Here is a 22,181-nt window from a genome sequence, read left to right on the forward strand (position 1 = left end):
CGGGGCCGATCGCCCTGATCGTCTCGCCCTCGATCAGCACGTCGGCCTTCCACGCCCGGTCCGCGGTCACGACTGTGCCGCCCTTGATCACTTTGGTCATTCGTCGGGGGTCTCCTATGATGTTCCGGTTCGCCCGCCGCGTTCAATCGCTGAGCGGAGGTCATTCATGCGCGCCTCGACGACAGACGTCGGCGCGTAGGGGCCGGGCATCCGTTCGACCACGTATCCTTCGGCGATCAGCCGCGCGCCCGCGAGTTCCGCCGGCTCGGCGTAGACGAACGCGATTATTGGCTTGTCGCCCAGCCCTCCGAGGCGGTTGATCAAGTCATCCACCGCTTCCTGTTTTTCGCGCCGGGTTAGGTCGCTTGCCCCTCTAGTCGGACGACGAACCAAGTCGGCGAAGCCGAAGCCGCTGGCGAATGCGTGCACATCCTCTTGCCCGGCTGGAGCAGGCGCGAGGATGCCGAACTTCTGGAGGCGCTTCCAGAGCGTACGCCCATGGCGACCTTGGTAGTAATGGCCTGCCGCGACCGAGGTCGGAGATGGGTTCAAGCCGACAAAGACGGCCTTGAGGCCCGGTCGCAGCAACTCGGCGAGAGTAGGAGTCGGTCGACCGTCGACGAGAACCGTTTCTCGACCCATCATGCGATCGCGGGGCTTGCGCGGCTCACCCCACCACCTCCGCTGTCTCCAGCACCGCATGCAGCAGCACGTTCGCGCCCTTCGTCGCCCAGTCCTGCGTGATCTCCTCGGCCTCGTTGTGGCTGAGGCCGTCGACGCAGGGGCACATGATCATCGCCGTCGGCGCGACGCGGTTGACCCAGCAGGCGTCGTGCCCCGCGCCGCTCACGATGTCGCGATGCGAGTAGCCCAGCCGCTCCGCCGCCGCGCGCACCGCCGCCACGCAGCCCGGATCGAAGGCCGGCGGGTCGAACTGGCCGGAGATCACGCTCTCGAAGCCGCAGCCGAGCGCGTCGCAGATCGCCGGCGCGCGCGCCATTATCTCCGCCTCCATCGCCAGAAGCGTCTCCAGCACATGGCTGCGGATGTCGATGGTGAACACCACCTTGCCGGGGATGATGTTGCGGCTGTTGGGAAAGACGTCGACATGCCCGATCGCGCCCACCGCGTTGGGCTGATGCTTCATCGCGATCTCGTGCGCCAACTCGGTGATCTGCGCGAGGCCCCGCCCGGCGTTGCGCCGCATCGGCATCGGCGTCGAGCCGGTGTGGCTCTCCTTGCCGGTGACCGTGCACTCGATCCAGCGCAGCCCCTGCCCGTGGGTGACCACGCCGATGTCCCTGCCCTCCGCCTCGAGGATCGGCCCCTGCTCGATATGCAGCTCGAAGAACGCCTTCATCTTCCGCGCGCCGACTTGCTCGTCGCCCTTCCAGCCGATCCGCTCCAGCTCGTCGCCGAAGCGCAGGCCCTTGGCGTCGCGGCGGTCATAGGCCCAGTCCCGGTCGATCACGCCGGCGAAGACGCCCGAGGCCAGCATGGCGGGGGCGAAGCGCGTGCCCTCCTCGTTGGTCCAGTTGGTCAGCACGATGGGGTGGCGGGTGCGCACGCCCAGATCGTTGAGCGTGCGCATCACTTCGAGCCCGCCGAGCACGCCGAGCACGCCGTCGTATTTCCCGCCCGTCGGCTGGGTGTCGAGATGGCTGCCCATGTAGACCGGCGGCGCCTCGGGGTCGGTCCCCTCGCGGCGGGCGAACATCGTGCCCATCTCGTCGACGCCCATGCTCAGGCCCGCTTCGTCGCACCAGCGCTTGAACAGCGCCCGGCCCTCGGCGTCGGCGTCGGTCAGGGTCTGGCGGTTGCAGCCGCCGGCGACGCCCGGGCCGATCTTCGCCATCTCCATGAGGCTGTCCCACAGACGCGCGCCGTTGAGCGTAAGGTTCGCGCCGGGCTCCGCCATCGCATGCCGTCCTTTCGGGCTGTGCGCCCTGCGCTTGTCTTTTCCGACCGGTTGGTCAAAAACAGACACGCCCCGTCGGGAGTCGTCAAGCGCGTTCGCCCGCACTCGCGCAGGAGACCTCCCGAGCATGTCCCGCGCCGCCGGCGATAGCCCCACCCGCATCCAGCGCGAGAAGACGCAAGCGATCCTCGACGCGGCGCTCGAGCTGTTCTCGGCGCAGGGCTTCCACGGCGCGACCCTCGACGCCATCGCCGAGGCGGCGGGGCTCTCCAAGCCCAACCTCCTCTATTACTTCCCGTCCAAGGAGGCGATCCACCGCGCCCTGCTGGAGGCGCTGCTCGACCGCTGGCTCGACCCGCTGCGCCAACTCGACCCTGCGGGCGAGCCGCTGGCCGAGATCGCCGGCTACGTCCTGCGCAAGCTCGAGATGGCGCGCGACCATCCGCGCGAGAGCCGGCTGTTCGCGCAGGAGGTGATGCAGGGCGCGCCCCGCATCGGCGACGTGCTCGCCGGGCCGCTCAAGGCGCTGGTGGACGAGAAGGCGGCGGTGATCGCCGGCTGGGCGCGCGCGGGAAAGATCGCGAAAGTCGATCCGCGCCACCTGATCTTCTCGATCTGGGCGGCGACACAGCATTACGCTGATTTCGACGCGCAGGTGCGCGCCGTGCTCGGCGCCGACCATGAGGGCCGCTTCCACGACGCCGCCCGCACGCTGCGCACGCTGTTCGTCGAGGGGCTGCGCCCGCGCTGAGCCCTATTCCGCAGCCATCCGCCCCGGGTTGTTGGGGTGCGTCGTCCAGTCGGCGTGGCCGGCCTCCACGACGCGGCCCGTGCGCGGATCGACCGCCCCCGCCGGCAGCCGCTCCATGGTGATGCAGGCCTCCACCGGGCAGACGTTGACGCAGAGATTGCAGGCGACGCATTCCGCGTCGATCACCTCGAACACGCGCTCGGGCGACATCGAGATCGCCTGATGCGAGGTGTCCTCGCAGGCGGCGAAGCAGCGGCCGCACTTGATGCACAGATCCTGATCGATCCGCGCCTTGGTGACGTAGTTCAGGTTGAGGTGCTGCCACTCCGTCACGTTCGGCACGGCCCGCCCGATGATCGCGCCGAGATCGGGATGGCCCTGCTTGTCCATCCAGAGTTCGAGCCCCGAGATCATCTCCCGCACCACCTTGAAGCCGTAGGTCATCGCCGCGGTGCAGACCTGCACGTTCGAGGCGCCGAGCGCGAGGAATTCCGCCGCGTCGCGCCATGTCGTCACGCCGCCGATGCCGGAGATGGGTTTTCCGCGCGTCTCGGGGTCGCGGGCGATCTGGGCGACCATGTTGAGGGCGATGGGCTTGACGGCAGGGCCGCAATAGCCGCCATGGCTGCCCTTGCCGTCGATGGTCGGCTCCGGCGCGAACAGGTCGAGATCGACGCTGGTGATCGAGGAGACGGTGTTGATCAGGCTCACCGCGTCCGCGCCGCCCTTGAACGCGGCGCGCGCGGGATAGCGGATGTCGGTGATGTTCGGGGTCAGCTTCACGATCACCGGCATGCGGGTGTTCTGCTTGCACCAGCGGGCGACCATCTCGATGTACTCGGGCACCTGGCCGACCGCCGAGCCCATGCCGCGCTCGCTCATCCCGTGCGGACAGCCGAAATTCAGCTCGATCCCGTCGGCGCCGGTCTCCTCGACCAGCGGCAGGATGGTCTTCCACGAAAGCTCGTCGCAGGGGACCATCAGCGAGACGACCATCGCGCGGTCGGGCCAGTCGCGCTTGACCTCCTTGATCTCGCGCAGGTTCACGTCGAGCGGGCGGTCGGTGATCAGTTCGATGTTGTTGAGCCCGAGCACGCGCCTGTCGGCGCCGTAGACCACCCCGTAGCGGGGGCCGTTGACGTTGACGATGGCGGGGTCGAGGCCGAGCGTCTTCCACACCACCCCGCCCCAGCCGTCGCGGAAGGCGCGCTCGACGTTGACCTTCTTGTCGGTCGGCGGGGCGGAGGCCAGCCAGAAGGGGTTCGGGGACTTGATCCCGAGGAAGTCGGAGCGGAGATCGGCCATGGCGCGCCCCCGCTCAGGCGTCGAGGATCATGGCGAAGCCGCCATAGATCATGCGCTTGCCGTCGAAGGGCATCGGCTCGGCGTGCATCCGGGGGTCGGCCATGATCTTCTCCCAGCCGGCGTCGCGCGCGGCGCGCGACGGCCAGACGATCCACGAGAACACGACGCTCTCGCCCTCCGCGAGCTTCACGGCCATCGGGAAGGACGTCAGCTCCCCGTCCGGCACGTCGTCCGCCCAGCATTCGACGACGCGCGTGGCGCCGAACTCGCGAAACAGCGCCGCCGCCTTCTCCGCATGCGCGAGATAGGCTTCCCGGTTCGCGTCGGGCACCGCCGCGACCAGGCCGTCGACATAGTCCATGCTCACCTCCCGCTCAGCGTTTCGTGGATGTCCATCGCCGCGTCGCGCCCCTGCGCGACGGCGGTCACGGTCAGGTCTTCGCCGCCTGCGGCGCAGTCGCCGCCGGCCCAGACGCCCTTGAGCGACGTGCGCCCGCGCCCGTCCACCGCGATCTTGCCGCCGTCGAGCTTCAGACCTTTCGGAGCGCCGTCGAGCGTCTGGCCGATGGCGCTCAGCACGAGGTCGGCTGCGAGCGCGAAAGTCTCGTCCGTCTCGGTCAGCCCGCCGGGGCCGTCCTGCGCATAGGCGAACTCCACCGCCTGCGCCGCGCCCTTGCCCTTGATCCGCTTGGGAACCGCGTTCGTCACGATCCGCACCCCGAGGGATTTCGCGTGCTCTTGCTCCTCGCGGCTCGCGCTCATCCGTTCGGGGCCGCGGCGATAGACGATGGTCGCCTCTTCCGCGCCCAACAGCTTCGCCTGCGCGGCGGCGTCGATGGCGGTCATGCCGCCGCCGATCACCACCACCCGACGCCCGACCGGCACGGCGGCGAGGTCCTCCGCTTGCCGCAGCTCGGCGATGAAGTCGACCGCCGGGCGCACGCCGTCCTTCTTCGCCCCCGCCGCCTTCAGCGCGTTGACGCCGCCGAGGCCGATTCCGAGGAACACCGCGTCGAAATCGCGCCGCAACGCCTTCAGCGACAGCTCCGCGCCGAGCCGCTTACCGGTCTCGACCGTGATGCCGCCGATCTTCAGCAGCCAGTCGAGTTCGGCCTGCGCGAAGCCGTCCGGCGTCTTGTAGGCGGCGATGCCGTATTCGTTGAGCCCGCCCGCCTTGGGCCGCGCGTCGTAGAGCGTCGCATCGTGCCCCAGCATGGCGAGGCGGTGCGCGCAGGCGAGCCCCGCCGGCCCCGCGCCGACCACTGCGACCCGCTTGCCCGTCGGCTCGGCGCGCGAGAAGGGATGCGCGCCGGTCGCCATCAGCGCGTCGGTGGCGAAACGCTGGAGCGCGCCGATGCGCACCGGCGCGCCTTCGGCGGCCTCGCGCACGCAGGCCTGCTCGCAGAGCGTCTCGGTCGGGCAGACGCGGGCGCACATGCCGCCGAGGATGTTCTGGCTCAGGATCGTGCGCGCCGCGGCTTCGGTCGCGCCCGTCGCGATCTGGCGGATGAAGAGCGGGATGTCGATTTCGGTCGGGCAAGCGGCGATGCAGGGCGCGTCGTGGCAGAAATAGCACCGATCCGCCGCGACCAGCGCCTCATGCGCGTCGAGCGGGGGCGCGACGTCGGCGAAGTTGGCCGCGAGCGCCTCCGGGGCGAGACGGCCGGGCGCGATCCCGGGCTTTCGGGGCGACGTGGCGGGGTGCGCGGGCGTCATGGACCTCTCCCTGTCATGCGACGAGCGGAAGTCTGGCGCCCCTTCGGAATTTTATCAAAAGGTAAAATATCGGGGGGTCCCGCCGGCGTCGGGCGGCGGCGCGAGAGCGCAGGCCGACCCGTGGGACTCGATTGACCAAGTTTTTCCTCCGAAAAACAAGGGTACCCACCGCTCGACAGCTGCTTTCAGGTCGATCTCCGCGCTAGAACCCGCTCAGCCCCTCGAAGTCGATTGCCTCGAAATAGGCGACCTTGTCGGCTTCTTGGGCGCCGCCGGTCACCTGCACGAGGATGCGGTTGTCCACCAGCGCCATCACCTCGCCGCCATGGGTGACGAGATAGCGCAACCGCCCCAGCCGCCGCACATCGCCCTGCATCGCCATGATGGAGGGCGTGGCGAGCATCGCGCCCATGGTCGCGACCATCGGATTGTCGGCCATCAGCTGCACCTGAAGCGATGCGCCGTCCCTCGCATAGGTCGCCGCGGCGGTCAGCCCGCCGCCGAGAAACAGCGCGCCGAGCGCCTCGGGCTCGGCGTCGGTCCTGCTCCAGCCGGCGAGCGCGGGCGGCAGGAACTGCGCCAGACCCTGCGCCTTCGCCTTGTCGAGAAGCGTCTTGGCGTAATCGAGCTCCTCCTTGGCGAGTTCCATGTCGCCGGCGCGATAGGCCTCGAGCGCGGCGGAGAGCGCGTCCTCGACCTCGTCGGCGAAGGCGGGCGGGGAGTTGAGCGCGGCGGTCATGGCGGCGGCGCAGGCGAGCAGGGCGGGGCGCATTGGCGAACTCCTAGGAAAGGCGGCGCAAGGATAGGGGCGCGGGGCCGGATGCGGCAAGCGGGGGCGGTTGAACCCGGCGCGGACGCTTGCTAGATGACAGGCGAGAGGTTGGCGCGGGCGAGCGCCTCGCCAACCCGGTCAGGTCCGGAAGGAAGCAGCCGTAACGAGCCCCGTTCGGGTCGCTGTCCAGCCTCTCACCCGCCTCACTTGCCCAACAGGTAGTTCGGCAGCCCGAGCACCAGCGAGGGGAAGGCGACGCACAGGCCCAGCCCGAACAGCTGCAGGAGCACGAAGGGCACGATCCCGCGGTAGATCTCCTGGATCGTCACCTCTTTCGGGGCGACGCCCTTGAGATAGAACAGCGCGAAGCCGAAAGGCGGGGTCAGGAAGCTGGTCTGCAGATTGGTCGACAGCAGGATCGTGAACCAGATCAGCGTCACCACGCCGATATTGCTCGACACCCCCTCGAAGCCCGCCAGATGCGCGCCGAAGTCGAGCTCCGCGACGATCGGGCCGAACACCGGCAGCACGATCAGGGTGATCTCGATCCAGTCGAAGAAGAAGCCGAGGAAAAACACCATCGCCATCAGCACGAACAGCACGCCCCAGACGCCGACGCCCATCGAGTCGATGATGTTCTCGATCAGCACGTCGCCGCCCAGCGTCTTGAAGACGAGGCTGAAGCAGGTGGCGCCGACGAAAATGCCGAACAGCATCGCCGTCGTCATCGCCGAGGCGTGCGACACGTCGCGGACCGTGCGCCAGTTGAAGCGGCCCTTGTAGACGGCGAGCAGCGTCGCGCCGAGCGCGCCGATGCCCGAGGCTTCCGTCGGCGTGGCGAGGCCGGCGAAGATCGAGCCCAGCGTCACCGCGATCAGAGCGATCGGCGGGACGAAGCTGCCAAGCAGCATCGCCACATATTCGCCGCTGTCGCCGGGGCCGATGTCGTCGGGCATCGGCGGGGCGAGCTGCGGTTTCAGCCCGGTCAGCACGATGATGTAGACGCAGTAGAGCGCGGCCAGCAGCAGCCCCGGCACGATGGCGGCGATGAACACCGTGCCGACCGGGATCGACATCAGGTCCGACATGATCACCAGCATGATCGACGGCGGGATGAGGATGCCGAGCGTCCCCGAGGCGGCGATGGTCCCGGTCGCCAGAGGATGCGAATAGCCGCGGGCGACCATCACCGGCAGCGCCATCAGCGTCATCATCACGACCGAGGCCCCGATGATGCCGGTGGTCGCCGCCATGATCGTGCCCATCAGCGTGACGGAGAGCGCGAGGCCGCCGGGGATCCGCCGGGTCAGCACCTGAAGCGCGTGCAGCAGGTCGTTCGCCACCCCGGATTTCTCCAGCATGGTGCCCATGTAGACGAACATCGGGATCGCCACGAGAACCGGGTTCTCCATGGTCGAGCCGAAAATGCGGTTGGGCAGCACGGTGATGCGCGCCCAGTTCATCACCCCGAGCATGTCGCCGAGCACCGCGAAGCCGAGGCCGACGCCGCCTAGAATGAAGGCGACCGGGTAGCCGGTGAACAGGAACGCCGCCAGCGCGACGAACATCAGGATGGGCAGGCTGTCAACGAGCATGGAACCCGGTCTCCTTCGCGCGGCGTCGCGCAGCGGCCAGCGGCGTCATTCGGTGCGGGCGATGTCGGCGCGGGGCGCGTCGGGCGGGACGAGTTCGTGCGTCCTGGCGTAACGGTCGACGCGGGGGCGCAATTCCGACGGGCCGTAGAGATAGACCCAGCAGCGCAGCACCGCCGCCACCCCGGTCGCGCCGAGCAGGATGAAGCCCACCGGCAGGACAGCCTTGATGATCCAGCGATGGCTGAGCCCGGTCTGCGCGGCGGAGACTTCGCCGGTGGCGAAGGCGCGCTCGGCGAAGGAGAAGCCGAACTTCGCGATGATCAGGCAGTAGGCGAACAGGAACAGCGCCGCTCCGAGCATCTCGACCCAGACGCGCATGCGCGGGCTCATCCTGTCGCGCACCAGTTCGATGCGGACATGCGAATCCATCACATAGGCGAAGCCGAGGCACAGCATGAACAGCGTGGCGTGAATATGCCATTGCAGTTCCTGAAGCTTCGTCGAGGAGAAGTAGAAAGCCGAATTTATGAAATTGGTGTCGAAGTCGAGGATCTTCCTCTGCGTCACATCGTAAAAAATGATGAGCATGAGCGGGATGAACAACAGGGCGGCGACCCGCCCAATTCCGACGACGACGCGCTCGATGTCGTCGGCGGCTTCGACGGCGGCGTGCGCCCAGCTCGGCCCGCGCCGGCGAAGCGTCATCGCGAGAAGCCCCGCCACCGCCAGCGAGAAGCCGATCTTGAGGAGAGGGTTCCAGTCGCGGAAGAAGTTGCGGGGATTGACGCCCAACGCCTTGAGCATCTCCTCCGCGCCGGCCTTCTCCAGAAAGAACAGCGACAGCGACAGCGTGAGGGCGAACAGAACGCCCGCGCTGCGCGCGCCGAGCCAGCCGGCGAAGATCGCCACGGCGAAGGCGACGATCAGCGTCGGTCCGACCAGCTCGACGCCCGCGAAGGACGCGCCGAGCGCCAGAAGGACGCTGACGAGGGTGACGATCTCTCTCATCTGGGCGCTCCCGCCGATGCGACCTCCGGCGCGGAGAGGGTTCCGCGCCGGGGGGCCGCGTTCAGGTCAGGCGAGGATCAGTCGAGGTAGCCGATCGCCTTCCACTTCGCGTAGTTGGCGCGAAACTCGCTGAGCGAATTCCAGACCTTGACGAAGTTGGGGTTGCTGGCGACTTCCTCGGCCACGACTTCGTCCCAACCGGCGCGCAGCGCGTCGAGGATTTCGTCGTTCCATCTGTGGATCGTCACGCCTTCGGCCTCGATCTTGGCGAGCGCGTCGAACTGGATCGCCTCGCCCTCGGCGAGGCTGTGCGCGACGTTGGCCTCGCAGACGGTCTCGATCATCGCCCTGCCCTGGTCGGACAGGCCTTCCCACTCGTCCTTGTTGACCATCAGGTCGAACATGGTCGACTGCTGATGCCAGCCGGGAAAATAGTAATGCTTGGCGACCTGGTAGAAGCCGAGATTGTAGTCGATGGCGGGCATCGAGAATTCGGTAGCGTCGATGGTGCCGAGTTCGAGCGCCGGGAAGATGTCGCCGCCGGCCAGAAGCTGGGTCGAAACGCCCATCTTCTCCATGACGCGCGCGCCGAGGCCGAAGAAGCGCATCTTAAGGCCCTGAAGGTCGGCGGGCGTGTTGATCTCCTTGCGGAACCAGCCCGACGCCTCTGGCGCGATGATCGCGCAGATCACCGACTTGATGTTGTACTGGCCGTAGATCTCGTCGAGCAGCTCCTGCCCGCCGCCGAACTTCAGCCAGGCGTAATATTCGCCGGCGCCGGGGCCGAAGGGCACGGCGGCGAACAGCGCGAAGGCCGTGTCCTTGCCGGTCCAGTAGCCGGGCGTCGACCAGCCCGCCTGCACCGCGCCTGAGGAAATCGCGTCGAACGCCTCGAGCGCGGGAACGATCGCGCCGGGCTCCTGGAACTTGATCTGCATGTCGCCGCCCGAGACGGCGGCGAGTCGGCGCTCGATCTCCTTGCCGAGCGTGCCGAGCTGGGTCAGCGAGCCGGGATAGGTCGACTGCATGTCCCAGTTGATCTTGTCCTGCGCGACGGCGGGCGTGGCGAGCGCCACAGTCATCGCCGCCGCGGCGACGAGGTTGAGGGTCTTCATCAGCGGGCGTCCTCCCTGAGGGTCCTGTTGGCCGCCGGACCGGTCCGGCGTGCGGCGGCGGTCTTTCCGTTCCACGTCCGCAAGAAGCGGAAGCGGGCGACGCCACCTTACGCAACATGTCTAAGCATCCGCCTGCGCCTGACGCAACGCCCAATCAGACCGGTTCGGAGGAAAACGCCGCGCCCGCCGCTTCGGTTCGCGCGGCGCGTGCGTCAGCCGTCGAAGCCCTCAACCAGAACGAGGTCCCGCGTCGAGGCGGCCCAGGCAAACGGCAGGATCGCGCGATAGGCGTCGCTGTCGTAGAAGGCGCAGGCGGCGGCGTAGTCGGGGAACTCGATGACCACCTGCCGGCCGCGCGCCGCGCCCTCCGCCGCGCGCTGCGCGCCGCCCCGGACCAGGAAACGCCCGCCGAAGGCGGCGATCGCCTCGGGCGTTCGCGCGGTGTAGAGCGCATAGGCCTCGGGGTCGTCCACGTCGATCCGCGCGATCACATAGCCCTTCGCCATGGCGCTCTCCGACAGACGCGGTCAGTAGGCGCGCTGGACGACGAAATCGACGATGTCGGCCAGCGCCGCGCGCAGCGGACCATCGGGGAAGGCGTCCAGGGCCGTGCGGGCGCGGGCGGCCTCCGCGTCGGCGCGGGCGCGGGCGTCGGCGAGCGCGCCGGTGCGCGTCATGATCTCGAGCGCCTGCTCCAAATCGCCGTCGCGCTGGTCGCGCTTCTCGATCACGCGCTTCCAGAACGCCCTTTCCGCTTCGTCGGCGCGGGCGTAGGCGAGCAGGACCGGCAGCGTCGCCTTGCCTTCGCGGAAATCGTCCCCGGCGTTCTTGCCGAGCGCCGCCGACGCGCCGCCATAGTCGAGCAGGTCGTCGGCGATCTGGAAGGCCACGCCCAGCGCGTCGCCATAGACCCGCAGAGCCTCGACCTGCGCCCCCGGCGCGCCGGCGATCATCGCGCCCGCCTTGGTCGCGGCCTCGAACAGCGCCGCTGTCTTGCCGCGGATCACCTCGAAATAGACCGGCTCGCCGCCCGACAGGCTGTTGGCGGCGGTCAGCTGGAGCACCTCGCCCTCGATGATCACCGCCGCCGCGTCGGACACCACGCCGAGCACCTCGACCGAGCCCGTCGCCACCATCAACTGGAACGAGCGCGCGAACAGGAAGTCGCCGACGAGCACGCTCGGCTTGGAGCCGAACATGGTGTGCGCGGTCGGCTTGCCGCGGCGCAGGTCGCTCTCGTCGACCACGTCGTCATGCAGCAGCGTGGCGTTGTGGATGAACTCGACTGCGGTCGCGAGATAGACGTGGCGGTCGCCCCGATAGCCGCAGAGGCGCGCGGCGGCGAGGGCGAGGATCGGCCGCAGCCGCTTGCCGCCGGCGCCGATGAGGTAATCCGCGACTTGCGGGATCAGCTTGGTGTGCTCGGACTGCATCCGCCGGGCGATCTCGGCGTTCACCTTGTCCATGTCGTCCGCGACGAGCGCGAGCAGGCGCTCGAAAGCGCCGCCTTCGGCCGGCTTGAGGGCGGCGAAACTTGTCACAGGGCGGCTCCCCTCAGCGAACGACGCTCGACGCAGGGCTCGCGGGCGCGCTAGCGTCCGCGCATGGACGAGATCTTGCGCACGACCGACCCGACGATGATCGCCTTCGCAACCGCCCTGCTGCGCGCCGAGGATATAGACTGCTTCGAATTGGACGTCCACATGAGCGTGCTCGAAGGCAGTCTCGGCGTGCTGCCGCGCCGTCTGGCGGTCGCGCGCGGCGACGCGTTCCGCGCCCGGGCCATCCTGCGCGACAACGGCATGGAGCCGGCGGAGCGCGTATGAGCGAGGCCGAGGCCGCGCTGAGCTGCGACGCCCTGCTGGGCGGACGGGTGCGGCTCTGGCAGCCGCGGCGCGGCTATCGCGCGGCGACCGATCCGGTGTTTCTCGCCGCCGCCTGCCCGGCGCGGCCCGGCGAGCGCGTGCTCGATCTGGGCTGCGGCGCAGGCGCCGCCGCCCTCTGCCTCGCCGCGCGGGTTCCGGCCCTTGCGCTGCACGGGCTCGAACTTCAGCCCGACTACGCCGCGCTCGCGCGCCGAAACGCGCTCGAGAACGGCGCGGGGCTCGTCGTCCACGAGGGCGACGTCGCGGCGCCGCCGCCGGCGCTCAGGGCCGAGAGCTTCGACCATGTGATCGCCAATCCGCCCTATTTCGCCGCGACGGACGCGCCCTCGCCCGCGCCCGACCGCGACGCGGCCCGGCGGGAAGGCGCGGAGGGCGTGGGGCTGTGGATCGACGCCGGGCTGCGGAGGCTGCGTCAGGGCGGCGCGCTCACCCTGATCCATCGCGCCGAGCGGCTCGACGCGATCCTCGTCGCGCTGGAGGGGCGCGCCGGCGCGATCGAGGTGCTTCCGCTGTGCCCGCGCGCTGGCCGGCCCGCGGGGCGCGTCCTGCTCCGCGCGCGCAAGGACCGCAGGGGGCCGCTGCGGCTGCTTTGGCCTTTCGTGATCCATGAGGGCGCCGCGCATGCCGGCGACGCGCCCGATTTCACCGAAGCGGCGCTCGCCATGTTGCGCGACGGCGCGCCTGCGCCGTTCTGAGGCGCAATTGGGCGGCTGCGCGGAAACGTCCCGAGCAAATCGACGCGACAATCGGATGACAGAACCGCGCAGCGGGTGTTTAATTGCGGTTCCGACAAGCAAGGAGGTGTCGCAATGAGCCTGACGTCGCATCTGAACGAACTGCGCCGCAAGCACGAGATCCTCTCGACCCGAATCGAGCAAGAGCAGCGCCATCCGAGCGCCGACGACCTCGCCATCGCCTCCCTTAAGAAGGAGAAACTCAAGCTCAAGGAGCAGATCAGCCGGATGTCGGGCGACCTGCACTGACGCGACTCGCGGCCCCGCGCGCCGCTGGCGCGCGCGGGCTACGGCGCTCGGGGCCTCAGCGCGACGCGCAGGCCGAGCGAATCAGGGCCAGCCCCTCGCGGTCGAGCGCAGGCCCGCCTTCCTCCATCTTCCTCGAAATCTCCGCGGCGCGCGCGTTGAGTCGCGCGTCGGCGACCTCCGGCTTCGCCATGGCGGCGGCTGCGGTTCGCGCGAGATTCGGCGCGCCCGGCGGCGCCCCGGTCGCGAGGGCGACGGCCAGCGTCGCGAGATCGTCCAGCGCGTCGCCCGCGGCGAGTGCGCGCAGCGCCGCGGCGAGCGGGGGATCGCCCTCGGCGCGCGCGGCGGCGCGGGCGAGGGCGGCGACCACCGCCCGCGGCGCCTCGACATCGGCCAGACGCGGGGCCGACAGGGCGATCCGCCCGCCCGGCGCGGGGACAGCGAGCGCCGGCCCCGCGACCGCGACGAGCCGCAGCGCATGCGGGACGGGCGCGGGCGCGGCGCGGTCGAGCCGTCGGGCCAGGGCCTCCATCTCGCGCCGCGCCAGCGCCCCCGGCGCGCACGGCCCATCCCCCGCATAAGCCGCCACCGCCGCTTCGCCGAGCGCCGCGCGCAGCGGCGCGGGCGCCGCTTGCGCCGCGCGCTCGCGCAGCGTCGGGCCCGCCGACCAGAGCCCCGCGCCGACCGCCGCCGCCAGCGCGGCGGAGATCGCGAGCCGGCGCCCGCGTCGTCTGCGGGGCGCGCCGGTCTCGCGCGGCTCGAACGCGCCCGAGACGGCGCGCAGCGCCGCGATCATCTCCGGCTCCGAGACCGAGAGTCGCTCGGGCGCGTGCGGATCGGGGGCGAGGATCACCGCGTCGCCGTCGCATCCCACGGCGCTCAGCGTGGCGAGGGGCCAATGCGCGAGCGGCGTCTCGTCGAAGCGCAGTATCGTGAGCGAGGCCGCGCCGAAGCAGAGCAGAACTTCCTGCGGGGCCAAGCCGGGCCGTTCGGCGTAGAGGCCGGGCGCTTCGAGAAGCTGATATTCCGGCAGAGCGGTCATGCGGCCGAAAATCCCCTGGCGGCGCCCAATCCTTGCGCAGTCCCGGGTTTAGCACATGCGCGCCGCGCGCCAAGCCGCGCGCCGGTTCAGGCGGCGCGCGCCGCAGCGGCGGGGTGGAAGCGCCGGCCCGCGACCGCCATCTCGCGCAGCAGCGCCGGCGGCGCGAAGCGGGGGCCGTGCGCCGCCGCCAGCGCCTCGGCGCGGCGCGCCGCCTCGGCTGCGCCCAGCATGTCGAGCCAGCCGAACGGCCCCCCGGTCCAGGGCGCGAAGCCCCAGCCGAGAACCGCCGCGACGTCGCCCTCGCGGATGTCGGTCAGGACGCCCTCCTCGAGCGCGCGCACCGCCTCCAGCGTCTGCGCGAACATCAGCCGGTCCTGAACCTCGGCGAGCGTCGGCTGGGCTTCGGCGCGCGGCGCGACTTCGGCGAGGCCGGGCCAGAAGCCGAGCCGCTTGCCCTTGTCGTCATAGTCGAACAGTCCTTTGCCGTTCTTGCGCCCCTTGCGTCCATGCGTCTCGACGAGGGTCGCCAGCAGCGCGTCGGCGGGGCTGTCGGGATAGGCCTCGCCGAGCGCGGCCTTCGTCGCCCGCGCGATGGACAGGCCCAACTCGAGCGAGGTCTCATCGGTCAGCTGGAGGGGGCCGACCGGCATCCCCAGCATTTTCGCCGCATTGTCCACCAGCGCCGGCGCGACGCCTTCCGCGACCATGCGCAGCCCCTCGTTGAGATAGGGGATGATGCAGCGATTGGCGTAGAAGAAGCGCGCGTCGTTGACGACGATGGGCGTCTTGCGCAGCTGGCGGACGAAATCGAGGGCCTTGGCGACCGCCTCGGGGCCGGTCTCGCGGCCGCGGATGATCTCGACCAGCATCATCCTGTGCACCGGCGAGAAGAAGTGCACGCCGATGAACCGCTCGGGTCGCCCGCTCGCCGCCGCGAGGCCGCTGACGGGCAGGGTCGAGGTGTTGGTGGCGATGACGGCCTCCGGCCCCAGAACGGCCGCGGCGCGCGCGAGCGCCTCGGCCTTCACCTTCGGGTCTTCGAACACCGCCTCGACGACCAGATCGCAGCCCGCCAGCGCGGCGTAGTCCTCGGTCGCGTTCAGGCGGTCGAGCGCCGCCGGGGCGTCGGCCTTGCCGGCCTTGCGCGCGCCCTCGAGAAGCCCCGCCACCGTCTCTCGCCCCCGCGCGACCGACGCCGCGTCGCGGTCGATCAGCACGACCTCGATCCCCGCCAGCAGCGCGACATTGGCGATGCCCGCGCCCATCATGCCCGCGCCGAGCACGCCCAGCCTGCGCACGCGCATGTCGGGCACGTTCGCCGGCCGCGCCGCCCCCTTCTCCAACGCCTGCTTGGCGATGAACAGCGTCCGGATCATCGCCTCGGAGGACGGGTCGCAGAGCACCTTGACGAACCAGCGCGCCTCGATGCGGATGGCCGTGTCGAAATCGACCAGCGCGCCCTCGTAGAGCGCCGACAGCATCGCGTTCACCGCCGGATAGGCGCCCCTCGTCTTGCCGGTCGTCATCGCGACGCCGCCCATGAACATCGGAAAGCCCGGCGCGGTGTAGGGCGCGCCGCCGGGCAGCTTGAAGCCCTTGCGGTCCCACGGCTTGACGGCGGCGTCGGCGCCCGCCGCGCGCGCCCAGTCGGCGGCGGCGGCGACCAGCGCCTCCGGCGCGACCACCTCGTCGATCAGCCCGGCGGCCTTCGCAGCCTTCGGGTTCGGCGTCTTGCCTTCGAGCAGGAAGGGCGCGGCGCCCATCAGCCCGAGCATCCGCACGAGCCGGGTCGTCCCGCCTGCGCCGGGGAAAAGCCCGACGAGGATTTCCGGCAGGCCGATCTTCGCGCCGGGTTTGTCGGCGGCGAAACGGCGGTGGCAGGCGAGCCCGATCTCGTAGCCGATCCCGAGCGCCGTGCCCGGCGCCGCCCAGGCGAAGGGTTTGCCGCCCTTGCCGGTCTTCGGGTCCGCGCCGCCGCGCTCGATCTTGCGCAGCACGCCATGCAGCGCCATCACGAAGCCGAACAGCGTCTCCGCCGGCGCCGCGCCGGCGCGCGCCTTGAGCCCGGCGAGGACGCGCAGGTCCATCCCGCCCGCGAAGTCCGGCTTCGCCGACGTGATCACCGCCCCACTGACCTCCGGGTCGGCGAGCGCGCGGTCGACGCAGGCCTCGAGCTCGCGCACGCCGGCTTCGGTCAGCACGTTCATCGAGGCGTCTGGCAGGTCCCAAGTGATGATCGCGACGGCGTCCTCGACGGCGTAGCGGAAGATTGCGGTCATGCTCACACCCGTTCGATGATGACGGCGGCGCCCATGCCGGCGGCGACGCACAAGGTGACCAGCGCCGTCGCGCCGCCGCTCCGCTCCATTTCGTCAAGGGCGGTCCCAAGCAGCATCGCGCCGGTCGCCCCGAGCGGATGGCCGAGCGCGATGGCCCCGCCATTGACGTTCACCCTGGCCGGGTCGGCGTCGAATGCCTGCAGGAAGCGCAACACGACCGCCGAGAACGCCTCGTTCACCTCGAAAAGGTCGATGTCGGCGATCTGCATTCCGGCGGCCCAGAGAACCTTCTCGGTGGCGGGGACCGGGCCGGTGAGCATCACGGTCGGCTCCGAGCCGACGCGCGCCACCGCGCGGATGCGGGCGCGAGGGCTGAGGCCGAGGCGGGCGCCGGCCTCTTTCGAGCCGATCAGCAGCGCCGCCGCTCCATCCACCACGCCCGAGGAGTTGCCGGCGGTGTGGACGTGGTCGATCCGTTCGAGTTGGGGGTATTTCAGAAGCGCCACGGCGTCGAAGCCCGGCATGCCTTCGCCGATCTCGCGGAAGGCGGGCTTGAGGGCGGCGAGGCTCTCCACCGTTGTTTCGGGGCGCATGTGCTCGTCGCGCGCGAGAATCTTGACGCCGTTGACGTCGCGCACCGGGATCACCGAGCGGTCGAAGCGGCCGTCCTCCCAGGCCTGCGCGGCGCGGCGCTGGCTCTCGGCGGCGTAGGCGTCGCAGTCCTCGCGCGAGAAGCCGTGCAGCGTCGCGATCAGATCGGCGGAGACGCCCTGCGGAACGAAGCCTGCGCCCGCGGCGGCGACCGGGTCCACCGCCATGGCGATCCCGTCCGAGGCCATGGCGACGCGGCTCATCATCTCGACGCCGCCGGCGACGTAGAGGTCGCCGACGCCGGCGCGCACCTGCGCCGCCGCGAGCATCGCGGCCTCCAGCCCGCTCGCGCAGAAGCGGTTGACATGCAGGCCCGGGACGGCTTCGTCATAGCCGGCGTAGAGGCTCGCGGCGCGTGCGATGCAGCCGCCCTGCTCGCCGACGGCGGTCACGCAGCCGAGGATCACGTCCTCGATCTCGGCGGTGTCGATCTCGGAGCGGTCGCGGATCGCCATCAGCGTGAGCGCGGCGAGGCGCAGCGCGGTGACCTCGTGCAACCCGCCGTCGGGCCGACCGCGGCCGCGCGGGGTGCGCACGGCGTCGTAGATGTAGGCGTCGGTCATCGGGACTCTCCTGCGAGGGCCTTTCGGGGGCGCGCGGAGGCTAGAAAGCCTCCGCCGGCATGTCCATCACCACCTCCGCGCCGGAGCGGATGCGCGCGAGCCGCAGGCCCGTCTCGGGCAGCAGCCGGCTCATGTAGTAGCGCCCGGTGCGCAGCTTGGCCTCGTAGAAGGCGGCGTCGTCGGTCCCTTCGGTCAGCGCGGCGCGGGCCGCCTTCGCCATCTGCGCCCAGCAATGGCCGATGGCGACATGGCCGAACAGATGCATGAAGTCCGACGAGCCCGCCAGCGCCGCGTTCGGGTCCTTCATGCCCTGCGCCATGAACACCTCCACCGCCGCCTGCATGTCCTTCGACGCCGCCTTGAGCGGGTCTAGGAAATCGGCCTTCAGCGCGGCGTCGGCTTCGTTCTCCTTGAGGAAGGCGCGGATCATGGCGAAATAGGCCATCATCGGCGCGCCGCCCTTCATCGGCAGCTTGCGCCCGACCAGATCGAGCGCCTGCACGCCGTTGGCGCCTTCGTAGATCATCGCGATGCGGGCGTCGCGCACGAACTGCTCGATCCCCCAGTCGCCGACATAGCCGTGCCCGCCGAACACTTGCTGCGCCTTCACCGCGCTGTCGAAGCCGGTGTCGGTCAGAACGCCCTTGAGCACCGGGATCAGCAGCGAGATCAGGTCGGAGGCCTTCTCGCGCTCTGCGGGGTCGGAATGGCGGTGGCTGGCGTCGATCAGCGTCGAGCCGGTCAGCAGGAAGCAGCGCGCGCCCTCGATCCACGCCTTCTGGTCGAGCAGCAGGCGGCGCACGTCGGGGTGGACGATCAGCGGATCGGCGGGGCCGTCGGGGTTCGCCGCGCCCGTGACCGCGCGCCCCTGCAACCGCTCGCGGGCGTACGCCGCGGCGCGGCCATAGGCGGCGGCGGCCTGCGCCAGCCCCTGCATCGCGACGAGGATCCGCGCCTCGTTCATCATGGTGAACATCGCGCGCAGGCCCTTGTGCGGCTCGCCCACCAGCCAGGCGGTCGCGCCATCGTAGCGCATCGCGCAGGTCGCGTTGCCGTGGATGCCCATCTTGCGCTCGAGCGAGGCGCAAGTCACCGCGTTGCGCGGGCCGAGCGCGCCGTCGGCGTTGACGAGGATTTTCGGGCAGACGAACAGCGAGATGCCCTTCACCCCCTCCGGCGCGCCGGGGATGCGGGCGAGCACGAGGTGGACGATGTTCTCGGCGAGGTCGTGGTCGCCCGAGGAGATGAAGATCTTCTCGCCGGTCAGCTTGTAGGAGCCGTCGGGCTGCGGTTCGGCGCGGGTGCGCAGGAGGCCCAGATCGGTGCCGCATTGCGGCTCGGTCAGGTTCATCGTGCCGGTCCACTCGCCGGTGACGAGCTTCGGGATGTAGGTCGCCTTCTGCTCCGGCGTCCCGTGCGCCATCAGGGCGGAATAGGCGCCGTGGGTGAGGCCGTTGTACATCATCAGCGCCATGTTGGCGCCGCTGTGCATCTCGCCGACGGCCAGCGCGATCACGTTGGGCAGGCCCTGACCGCCATATTCGGGGTCGCATTCGAGGGCGGGCCAGCCGCCCTCGCGCAGCGCGTCGGCGACGGCGGCGAAGCCCTCGGGCGCGCGCACCACCCCGTTTTCGAGCACGCAGCCGCGGTCGCCCGGCGCGTTGGTCGGCGCGATCACCTCTGCAGCCAGACGGCCCGCTTCGCCGAGGATGGCGTCGGTGGTGTCGGGCGTCAGGTCGGCGTAGCCATCGATCTCGGGGCGCGCGTCGATGCGCAGCACTTCGTGCAGCAGGAAGCGGAAGTCGCGCAAGGGCGGGACATAGGCGCTCATCGGGCTCTCCCTTCGTGCCGGGCCGGCGCGGGCCGGGGATTCGTTGAGGTTTCCTCGGGGCGGGCTGCGCCGTTGCGCTGCGCCAGCAGACCGCTCACGAGGTCGATCTGGCGGGCGAGCTCGGCGATGCCCTCGTCGAGTTCGGCGCGCTGACGGCGCATGGCGTCGAGGCGCGCCTGCGCGCGGTCGAGAGTCGCGGCGAGCTGGCGGCGCTGGCCGTCATGCGGATCGTAGAGGTCGAGCAGCTCGCCGATCTCGGACAGGCTGAATCCGAAGCGGCGACCGCGCAGGATCAGCTTCAGCCGCGCCACGTCGCGCGGGGCGTAAAGCCGACGCTGGCCGTCGCGCAGCGGATCGAGAAGGCCCTTCTGCTCGTAGAAGCGCAGCGTGCGCGGCGTCACGTCGAATTCGGCGCAGAGACGGCCGATCGTGGCGTGCGGGGGCTGAAACGCTGTGTCAGACATGGGCGGCGAAATAGATTACGTTGACGTAAACGTCAAGTCCGGGCGCCTTTTTTTCGGCGGCGGCGCGCGCCTCAGCCGGCCTCCGCCTGATCCGTCTCGGCGGTGGCGGTGGCGGGGGCGAGGAAATGCGCGACGACGCGGGCCAGATCGCGCGGCTTGAAGGGCTTGACGAGGCGCGCGTCCATTCCCGCCGAGAGGCAATGGTCGAGATGCTCCTCCAGCGCGTGCGCCGTCAGCGCCACGATCGGAGTGCGGCGCCCGTGCGCCAGCTCGTGCCGGCGGATCGCGCGGGTGGCGTCGAGCCCGTTCATCACGGGCATCGACACGTCCATCAGGATCAGCGCGGGGGCGCGGATCTGCGCTTCGCGCAAGGCCGCCGCGCCGTCGCGCACCGCGACGACCTCGCAGCCGAGTTGGCGGAGCAGCGTCTCGGCGATCATCCGGTTCACGTCGTTGTCGTCGGCGATCAGCACCAGAGGTCGGCGCCCCGAGGCCACTGCCGCCGCCAGCCCCGCAGCCTCCCGCGCCGCGTCGCCCGCATCCGCTCCATCGACATTCATCGTCTGCGCCTCCTCGTCCGGTCGCAGGGCCGTGGCGATCGCCTCGACCGAAGCGTCCCTTTGCGCTGTCGCGTCGGCCCAGACCGGCCGGCGCGCGCCCGCCGCATCGACCAGCGCCACCACGCGGGCGGTGGGCGAGGCTTGCCGGACACTGCGCGCGTAGGCGCCTGCGCCCGGATCGCGCGCGTCGATCAGCGCCGCGTCCGATGGCGGGGTTGCGCCGCCCACGCCTCGCACGCGGCAGCCGAAACGGTCGAGCGCGGCGGCGAGTCGCGCCGTCAGCGCCACATCCGCGCTCAGCACCGCGACGCGCATCTCCGCCAGCTTCCGGGCCGGGACGGGCGGCGGCAGCGGCAGCGCGATCCGGAATGTCGAGCCCCGCCCCAATGCGCTCGCCACCCCGACCGAGCCGCCCATCCGCTCGACCATGCTGCGCGTCAGCGCGAGCCCGAGTCCGGTCCCGCGCGTCTGGTCGGCCACGGTCGTCTCGAGCTGGCGATAGCTCTCGAACACCGCGTCGAGCTTGTCGGGCGGGATGCCCGCGCCGGTGTCTTCGATCTCGATGCGCGCCATGCCGGTCGCCGGCTCGGCGACGGCGCGCAGCGTCACGCCGCCTGCGACCGTGTATTTCGACGCATTGGACAGGATGTTGCTCACGGCCTGGCGCAGCCGCACGGCGTCGCCCAGCGCCTCGCGCGGAAACTCCGGCGCGATCTCGACCCGCAGCCACAGCCCCTTGGCGCGCAGGCCCGGCTCGAAGAGCCCTGCGGTGGCCTCCAGCACGGCGGCGGGGTCGAAGCGGCGGCGTTCGAAACTCATCTCCCCGGCGGCGATCTTGGAGAAGTCGAGCACGTCGTCGATGATGCGCAGCAGAGCCGCGCCCGAGGCGCGCATCACGTCGAGATAGCCCGCCTGCTGCGGCGCGAGTTCGGTGCGCGCGAGCAGTTCGGCCATGCCGATCACGCCATTGAGCGAGGTGCGGATCTCGTGGCTGGTCTGGGCGAGCATCGCCCCCTTGTCGCGCTCGGCGGCCTGCGCGCGGGCGGTCTCGACGGCGAGCGCCTCCTGCGCCTCGAGAATGCGCTTCTCCATCGGGCGCAGCACGAAAGCGCCGATCAGCGCCAGCCCGCCGGCGACCCCGATCAGTCCGGTCGCCGCCAGCGTCGTCGACCGGGTCCAGAGCGCTTCGTGCCGCGCCGCCAGCCGGTCCGAGACTTCGAGAAAGAACGGCCTGATCGCCGTGCGCGACAGGGTGAGCATGACCCCAAGTCGGGGATCGGGGATCGGGTTCGCTGCGCCGGGAGGGGCGGGCGCGGCGAGGGCGCGGCCCAGCTCCGCGAAGGCGGCGAAGTCGCGCGCCAGATCGGCGGGCGGCGCCAGCAGCCCCGAAAGTTCGGAATCGGCGTTGCGGAGTGCGTCGAGGAAGGACGGCGCCGCGGCTTCGAGCGACTCGACCGCGCTCTGGAGCCCGAGGTCGGTATAGGGTCCCGGCGTCTGCGCGCGCGTCGCCGCCGCCGCGCCGACGTCGACCACGCGCTGCTGCAGGCGCTCCGCGGCGCGGTAGAGCCCCACCACAGCGTGATAGGCGCGCGCCTCCGCCAGCGCCCCGCCCAGCGCGAACAGACAGAGCGCAGTCACCGCCGCCAGCGCGACGCCGTGGCGGGCGCGGATGAAGCTGCGGCTGATCGTGCGCGTCATTCATCCTCTCCGGACGCGCCGCCCCGGCCTCGAACGCCGGTCGAAGG

21 protein-coding genes and 1 other RNA gene are annotated in these 22,181 nt (G+C 70.7%); 5 read left to right on the forward strand and 17 right to left on the reverse strand.

Going from position 1 to position 22,181, the window contains the following annotated elements:
- Nucleotides 1-114 precede the first annotated feature (114 nt).
- Together V7Q31_RS02295 and V7Q31_RS02300 are read right to left on the reverse strand one after the other, a co-directional pair.
- Nucleotides 115-642: a uracil-DNA glycosylase family protein gene (locus tag V7Q31_RS02295; RefSeq protein WP_333832052.1), complete on the reverse strand. Its 528-nt coding sequence runs from the start codon at nucleotides 640-642 to the stop codon at nucleotides 115-117.
- A gap of 25 nt (nucleotides 643-667) precedes the next feature.
- A complete protein-coding gene (locus V7Q31_RS02300; protein ID WP_333832053.1) occupies nucleotides 668-1,918 on the reverse strand; it encodes a Zn-dependent hydrolase in 1,251 nt (416 codons plus the stop codon).
- Between the two features lie 127 nt (nucleotides 1,919-2,045).
- Here V7Q31_RS02300 and V7Q31_RS02305 point away from each other — a divergent pair, with 127 nt between their 5' ends.
- On the forward strand, nucleotides 2,046-2,669 hold the full coding sequence (locus V7Q31_RS02305; RefSeq protein ID WP_333832054.1) for a TetR family transcriptional regulator C-terminal domain-containing protein: 624 nt from the start codon (nucleotides 2,046-2,048) through the stop codon (nucleotides 2,667-2,669).
- A 3-nt stretch (nucleotides 2,670-2,672) separates the two neighbouring features.
- Here V7Q31_RS02305 and preA read toward each other — a convergent pair whose 3' ends face one another.
- From preA to V7Q31_RS02325, 4 genes are all read right to left on the reverse strand, one after another.
- Entirely contained in the window at nucleotides 2,673-3,974 is a 1,302-nt protein-coding gene (preA, locus tag V7Q31_RS02310) for an NAD-dependent dihydropyrimidine dehydrogenase subunit PreA (protein ID WP_333832055.1), read from the reverse strand.
- Nucleotides 3,975-3,987: 13 nt separating this feature from the next.
- Nucleotides 3,988-4,335, reverse strand: a complete 348-nt coding sequence (locus V7Q31_RS02315) for a DUF1428 domain-containing protein (protein ID WP_333832056.1) — start codon at nucleotides 4,333-4,335, stop codon at nucleotides 3,988-3,990.
- Between the two features lie 2 nt (nucleotides 4,336-4,337).
- Entirely contained in the window at nucleotides 4,338-5,690 is a 1,353-nt protein-coding gene (locus V7Q31_RS02320; RefSeq protein WP_333832057.1) for an NAD(P)-dependent oxidoreductase, read from the reverse strand.
- Between the two features lie 202 nt (nucleotides 5,691-5,892).
- On the reverse strand, nucleotides 5,893-6,462 hold the full coding sequence (locus tag V7Q31_RS02325) for a hypothetical protein (RefSeq protein ID WP_333832058.1): 570 nt from the start codon (nucleotides 6,460-6,462) through the stop codon (nucleotides 5,893-5,895).
- 102 nt (nucleotides 6,463-6,564) lie between these two features.
- Between V7Q31_RS02325 and ffs the strand changes: the two genes are divergently transcribed.
- An RNA gene (gene ffs / locus V7Q31_RS02330) (signal recognition particle sRNA small type) lies at nucleotides 6,565-6,661 on the forward strand.
- A 4-nt stretch (nucleotides 6,662-6,665) separates the two neighbouring features.
- Here ffs and V7Q31_RS02335 read toward each other — a convergent pair.
- The 5 genes from V7Q31_RS02335 to V7Q31_RS02355 all read right to left on the reverse strand — a co-directional run bounded on the left by V7Q31_RS02335 (nucleotide 6,666) and on the right by V7Q31_RS02355 (nucleotide 11,646).
- Complete coding sequence (locus V7Q31_RS02335) at nucleotides 6,666-8,057, reverse strand: TRAP transporter large permease (protein WP_333832059.1); 1,392 nt, start codon at nucleotides 8,055-8,057, stop codon at nucleotides 6,666-6,668.
- Nucleotides 8,058-8,102: 45 nt separating this feature from the next.
- Nucleotides 8,103-9,065: a TRAP transporter small permease subunit gene (locus tag V7Q31_RS02340; RefSeq protein WP_333832060.1), complete on the reverse strand. Its 963-nt coding sequence runs from the start codon at nucleotides 9,063-9,065 to the stop codon at nucleotides 8,103-8,105.
- A 77-nt stretch (nucleotides 9,066-9,142) separates the two neighbouring features.
- Complete coding sequence (locus V7Q31_RS02345; RefSeq protein WP_333832061.1) at nucleotides 9,143-10,180, reverse strand: TRAP transporter substrate-binding protein; 1,038 nt, start codon at nucleotides 10,178-10,180, stop codon at nucleotides 9,143-9,145.
- 212 nt (nucleotides 10,181-10,392) lie between these two features.
- Nucleotides 10,393-10,686 carry a DUF1330 domain-containing protein gene (locus V7Q31_RS02350; RefSeq protein ID WP_333832062.1) on the reverse strand — a complete coding sequence of 98 codons (294 nt, stop codon included), beginning with the start codon at nucleotides 10,684-10,686 and terminating at the stop codon, nucleotides 10,393-10,395.
- Between the two features lie 21 nt (nucleotides 10,687-10,707).
- On the reverse strand, nucleotides 10,708-11,646 hold the full coding sequence (locus V7Q31_RS02355) for a polyprenyl synthetase family protein (RefSeq protein WP_333832141.1): 939 nt from the start codon (nucleotides 11,644-11,646) through the stop codon (nucleotides 10,708-10,710).
- 138 nt (nucleotides 11,647-11,784) lie between these two features.
- On the opposite strand from V7Q31_RS02355, the gene V7Q31_RS02360 reads away from it, so the two are divergent.
- The 3 genes from V7Q31_RS02360 (at nucleotide 11,785) to V7Q31_RS02370 (ending at nucleotide 13,049) form a co-directional block, all read left to right on the forward strand.
- The gene (locus V7Q31_RS02360) at nucleotides 11,785-12,006 is read left to right on the forward strand and encodes a putative signal transducing protein (RefSeq protein ID WP_333832063.1); all 222 of its coding nucleotides are present in this window, start codon (nucleotides 11,785-11,787) and stop codon (nucleotides 12,004-12,006) included.
- Nucleotides 12,003-12,761 (forward strand): tRNA1(Val) (adenine(37)-N6)-methyltransferase, encoded by a 759-nt coding sequence (locus V7Q31_RS02365; protein ID WP_333832064.1) that lies wholly within the window; start codon nucleotides 12,003-12,005, stop codon nucleotides 12,759-12,761. Before V7Q31_RS02360 ends, V7Q31_RS02365 begins: the two co-directional genes overlap by 4 nt.
- A 114-nt stretch (nucleotides 12,762-12,875) precedes the next feature.
- Nucleotides 12,876-13,049: a YdcH family protein gene (locus V7Q31_RS02370; RefSeq protein WP_333832065.1), complete on the forward strand. Its 174-nt coding sequence runs from the start codon at nucleotides 12,876-12,878 to the stop codon at nucleotides 13,047-13,049.
- 55 nt (nucleotides 13,050-13,104) lie between these two features.
- Here V7Q31_RS02370 and V7Q31_RS02375 read toward each other — a convergent pair whose 3' ends face one another.
- The 6 genes from V7Q31_RS02375 to V7Q31_RS02400 all read right to left on the reverse strand — a co-directional run bounded on the left by V7Q31_RS02375 (nucleotide 13,105) and on the right by V7Q31_RS02400 (nucleotide 22,134).
- Entirely contained in the window at nucleotides 13,105-14,088 is a 984-nt protein-coding gene (locus tag V7Q31_RS02375) for a hypothetical protein (protein ID WP_333832066.1), read from the reverse strand.
- 86 nt (nucleotides 14,089-14,174) lie between these two features.
- Entirely contained in the window at nucleotides 14,175-16,367 is a 2,193-nt protein-coding gene (locus V7Q31_RS02380; RefSeq protein ID WP_333832067.1) for a 3-hydroxyacyl-CoA dehydrogenase NAD-binding domain-containing protein, read from the reverse strand.
- 2 nt (nucleotides 16,368-16,369) lie between these two features.
- Complete coding sequence (locus tag V7Q31_RS02385) at nucleotides 16,370-17,581, reverse strand: acetyl-CoA C-acetyltransferase (RefSeq protein ID WP_333832068.1); 1,212 nt, start codon at nucleotides 17,579-17,581, stop codon at nucleotides 16,370-16,372.
- 40 nt (nucleotides 17,582-17,621) lie between these two features.
- A complete protein-coding gene (locus tag V7Q31_RS02390; protein ID WP_333832069.1) occupies nucleotides 17,622-19,412 on the reverse strand; it encodes an acyl-CoA dehydrogenase C-terminal domain-containing protein in 1,791 nt (596 codons plus the stop codon).
- Nucleotides 19,409-19,876 carry a MerR family transcriptional regulator gene (locus V7Q31_RS02395; protein ID WP_333832070.1) on the reverse strand — a complete coding sequence of 156 codons (468 nt, stop codon included), beginning with the start codon at nucleotides 19,874-19,876 and terminating at the stop codon, nucleotides 19,409-19,411. The genes V7Q31_RS02390 and V7Q31_RS02395 overlap by 4 nt, the downstream gene beginning before the upstream one ends.
- Nucleotides 19,877-19,947: 71 nt before the next feature.
- Nucleotides 19,948-22,134, reverse strand: coding sequence for an ATP-binding protein (locus tag V7Q31_RS02400; protein WP_333832071.1), 2,187 nt, complete (start codon nucleotides 22,132-22,134; stop codon nucleotides 19,948-19,950).
- Nucleotides 22,135-22,181 lie beyond the last annotated feature (47 nt).

It is taken from the genome of Rubrimonas sp. (assembly GCF_036788415.1).
Lineage (GTDB): Bacteria > Pseudomonadota > Alphaproteobacteria > Rhodobacterales > Rhodobacteraceae > Rubrimonas.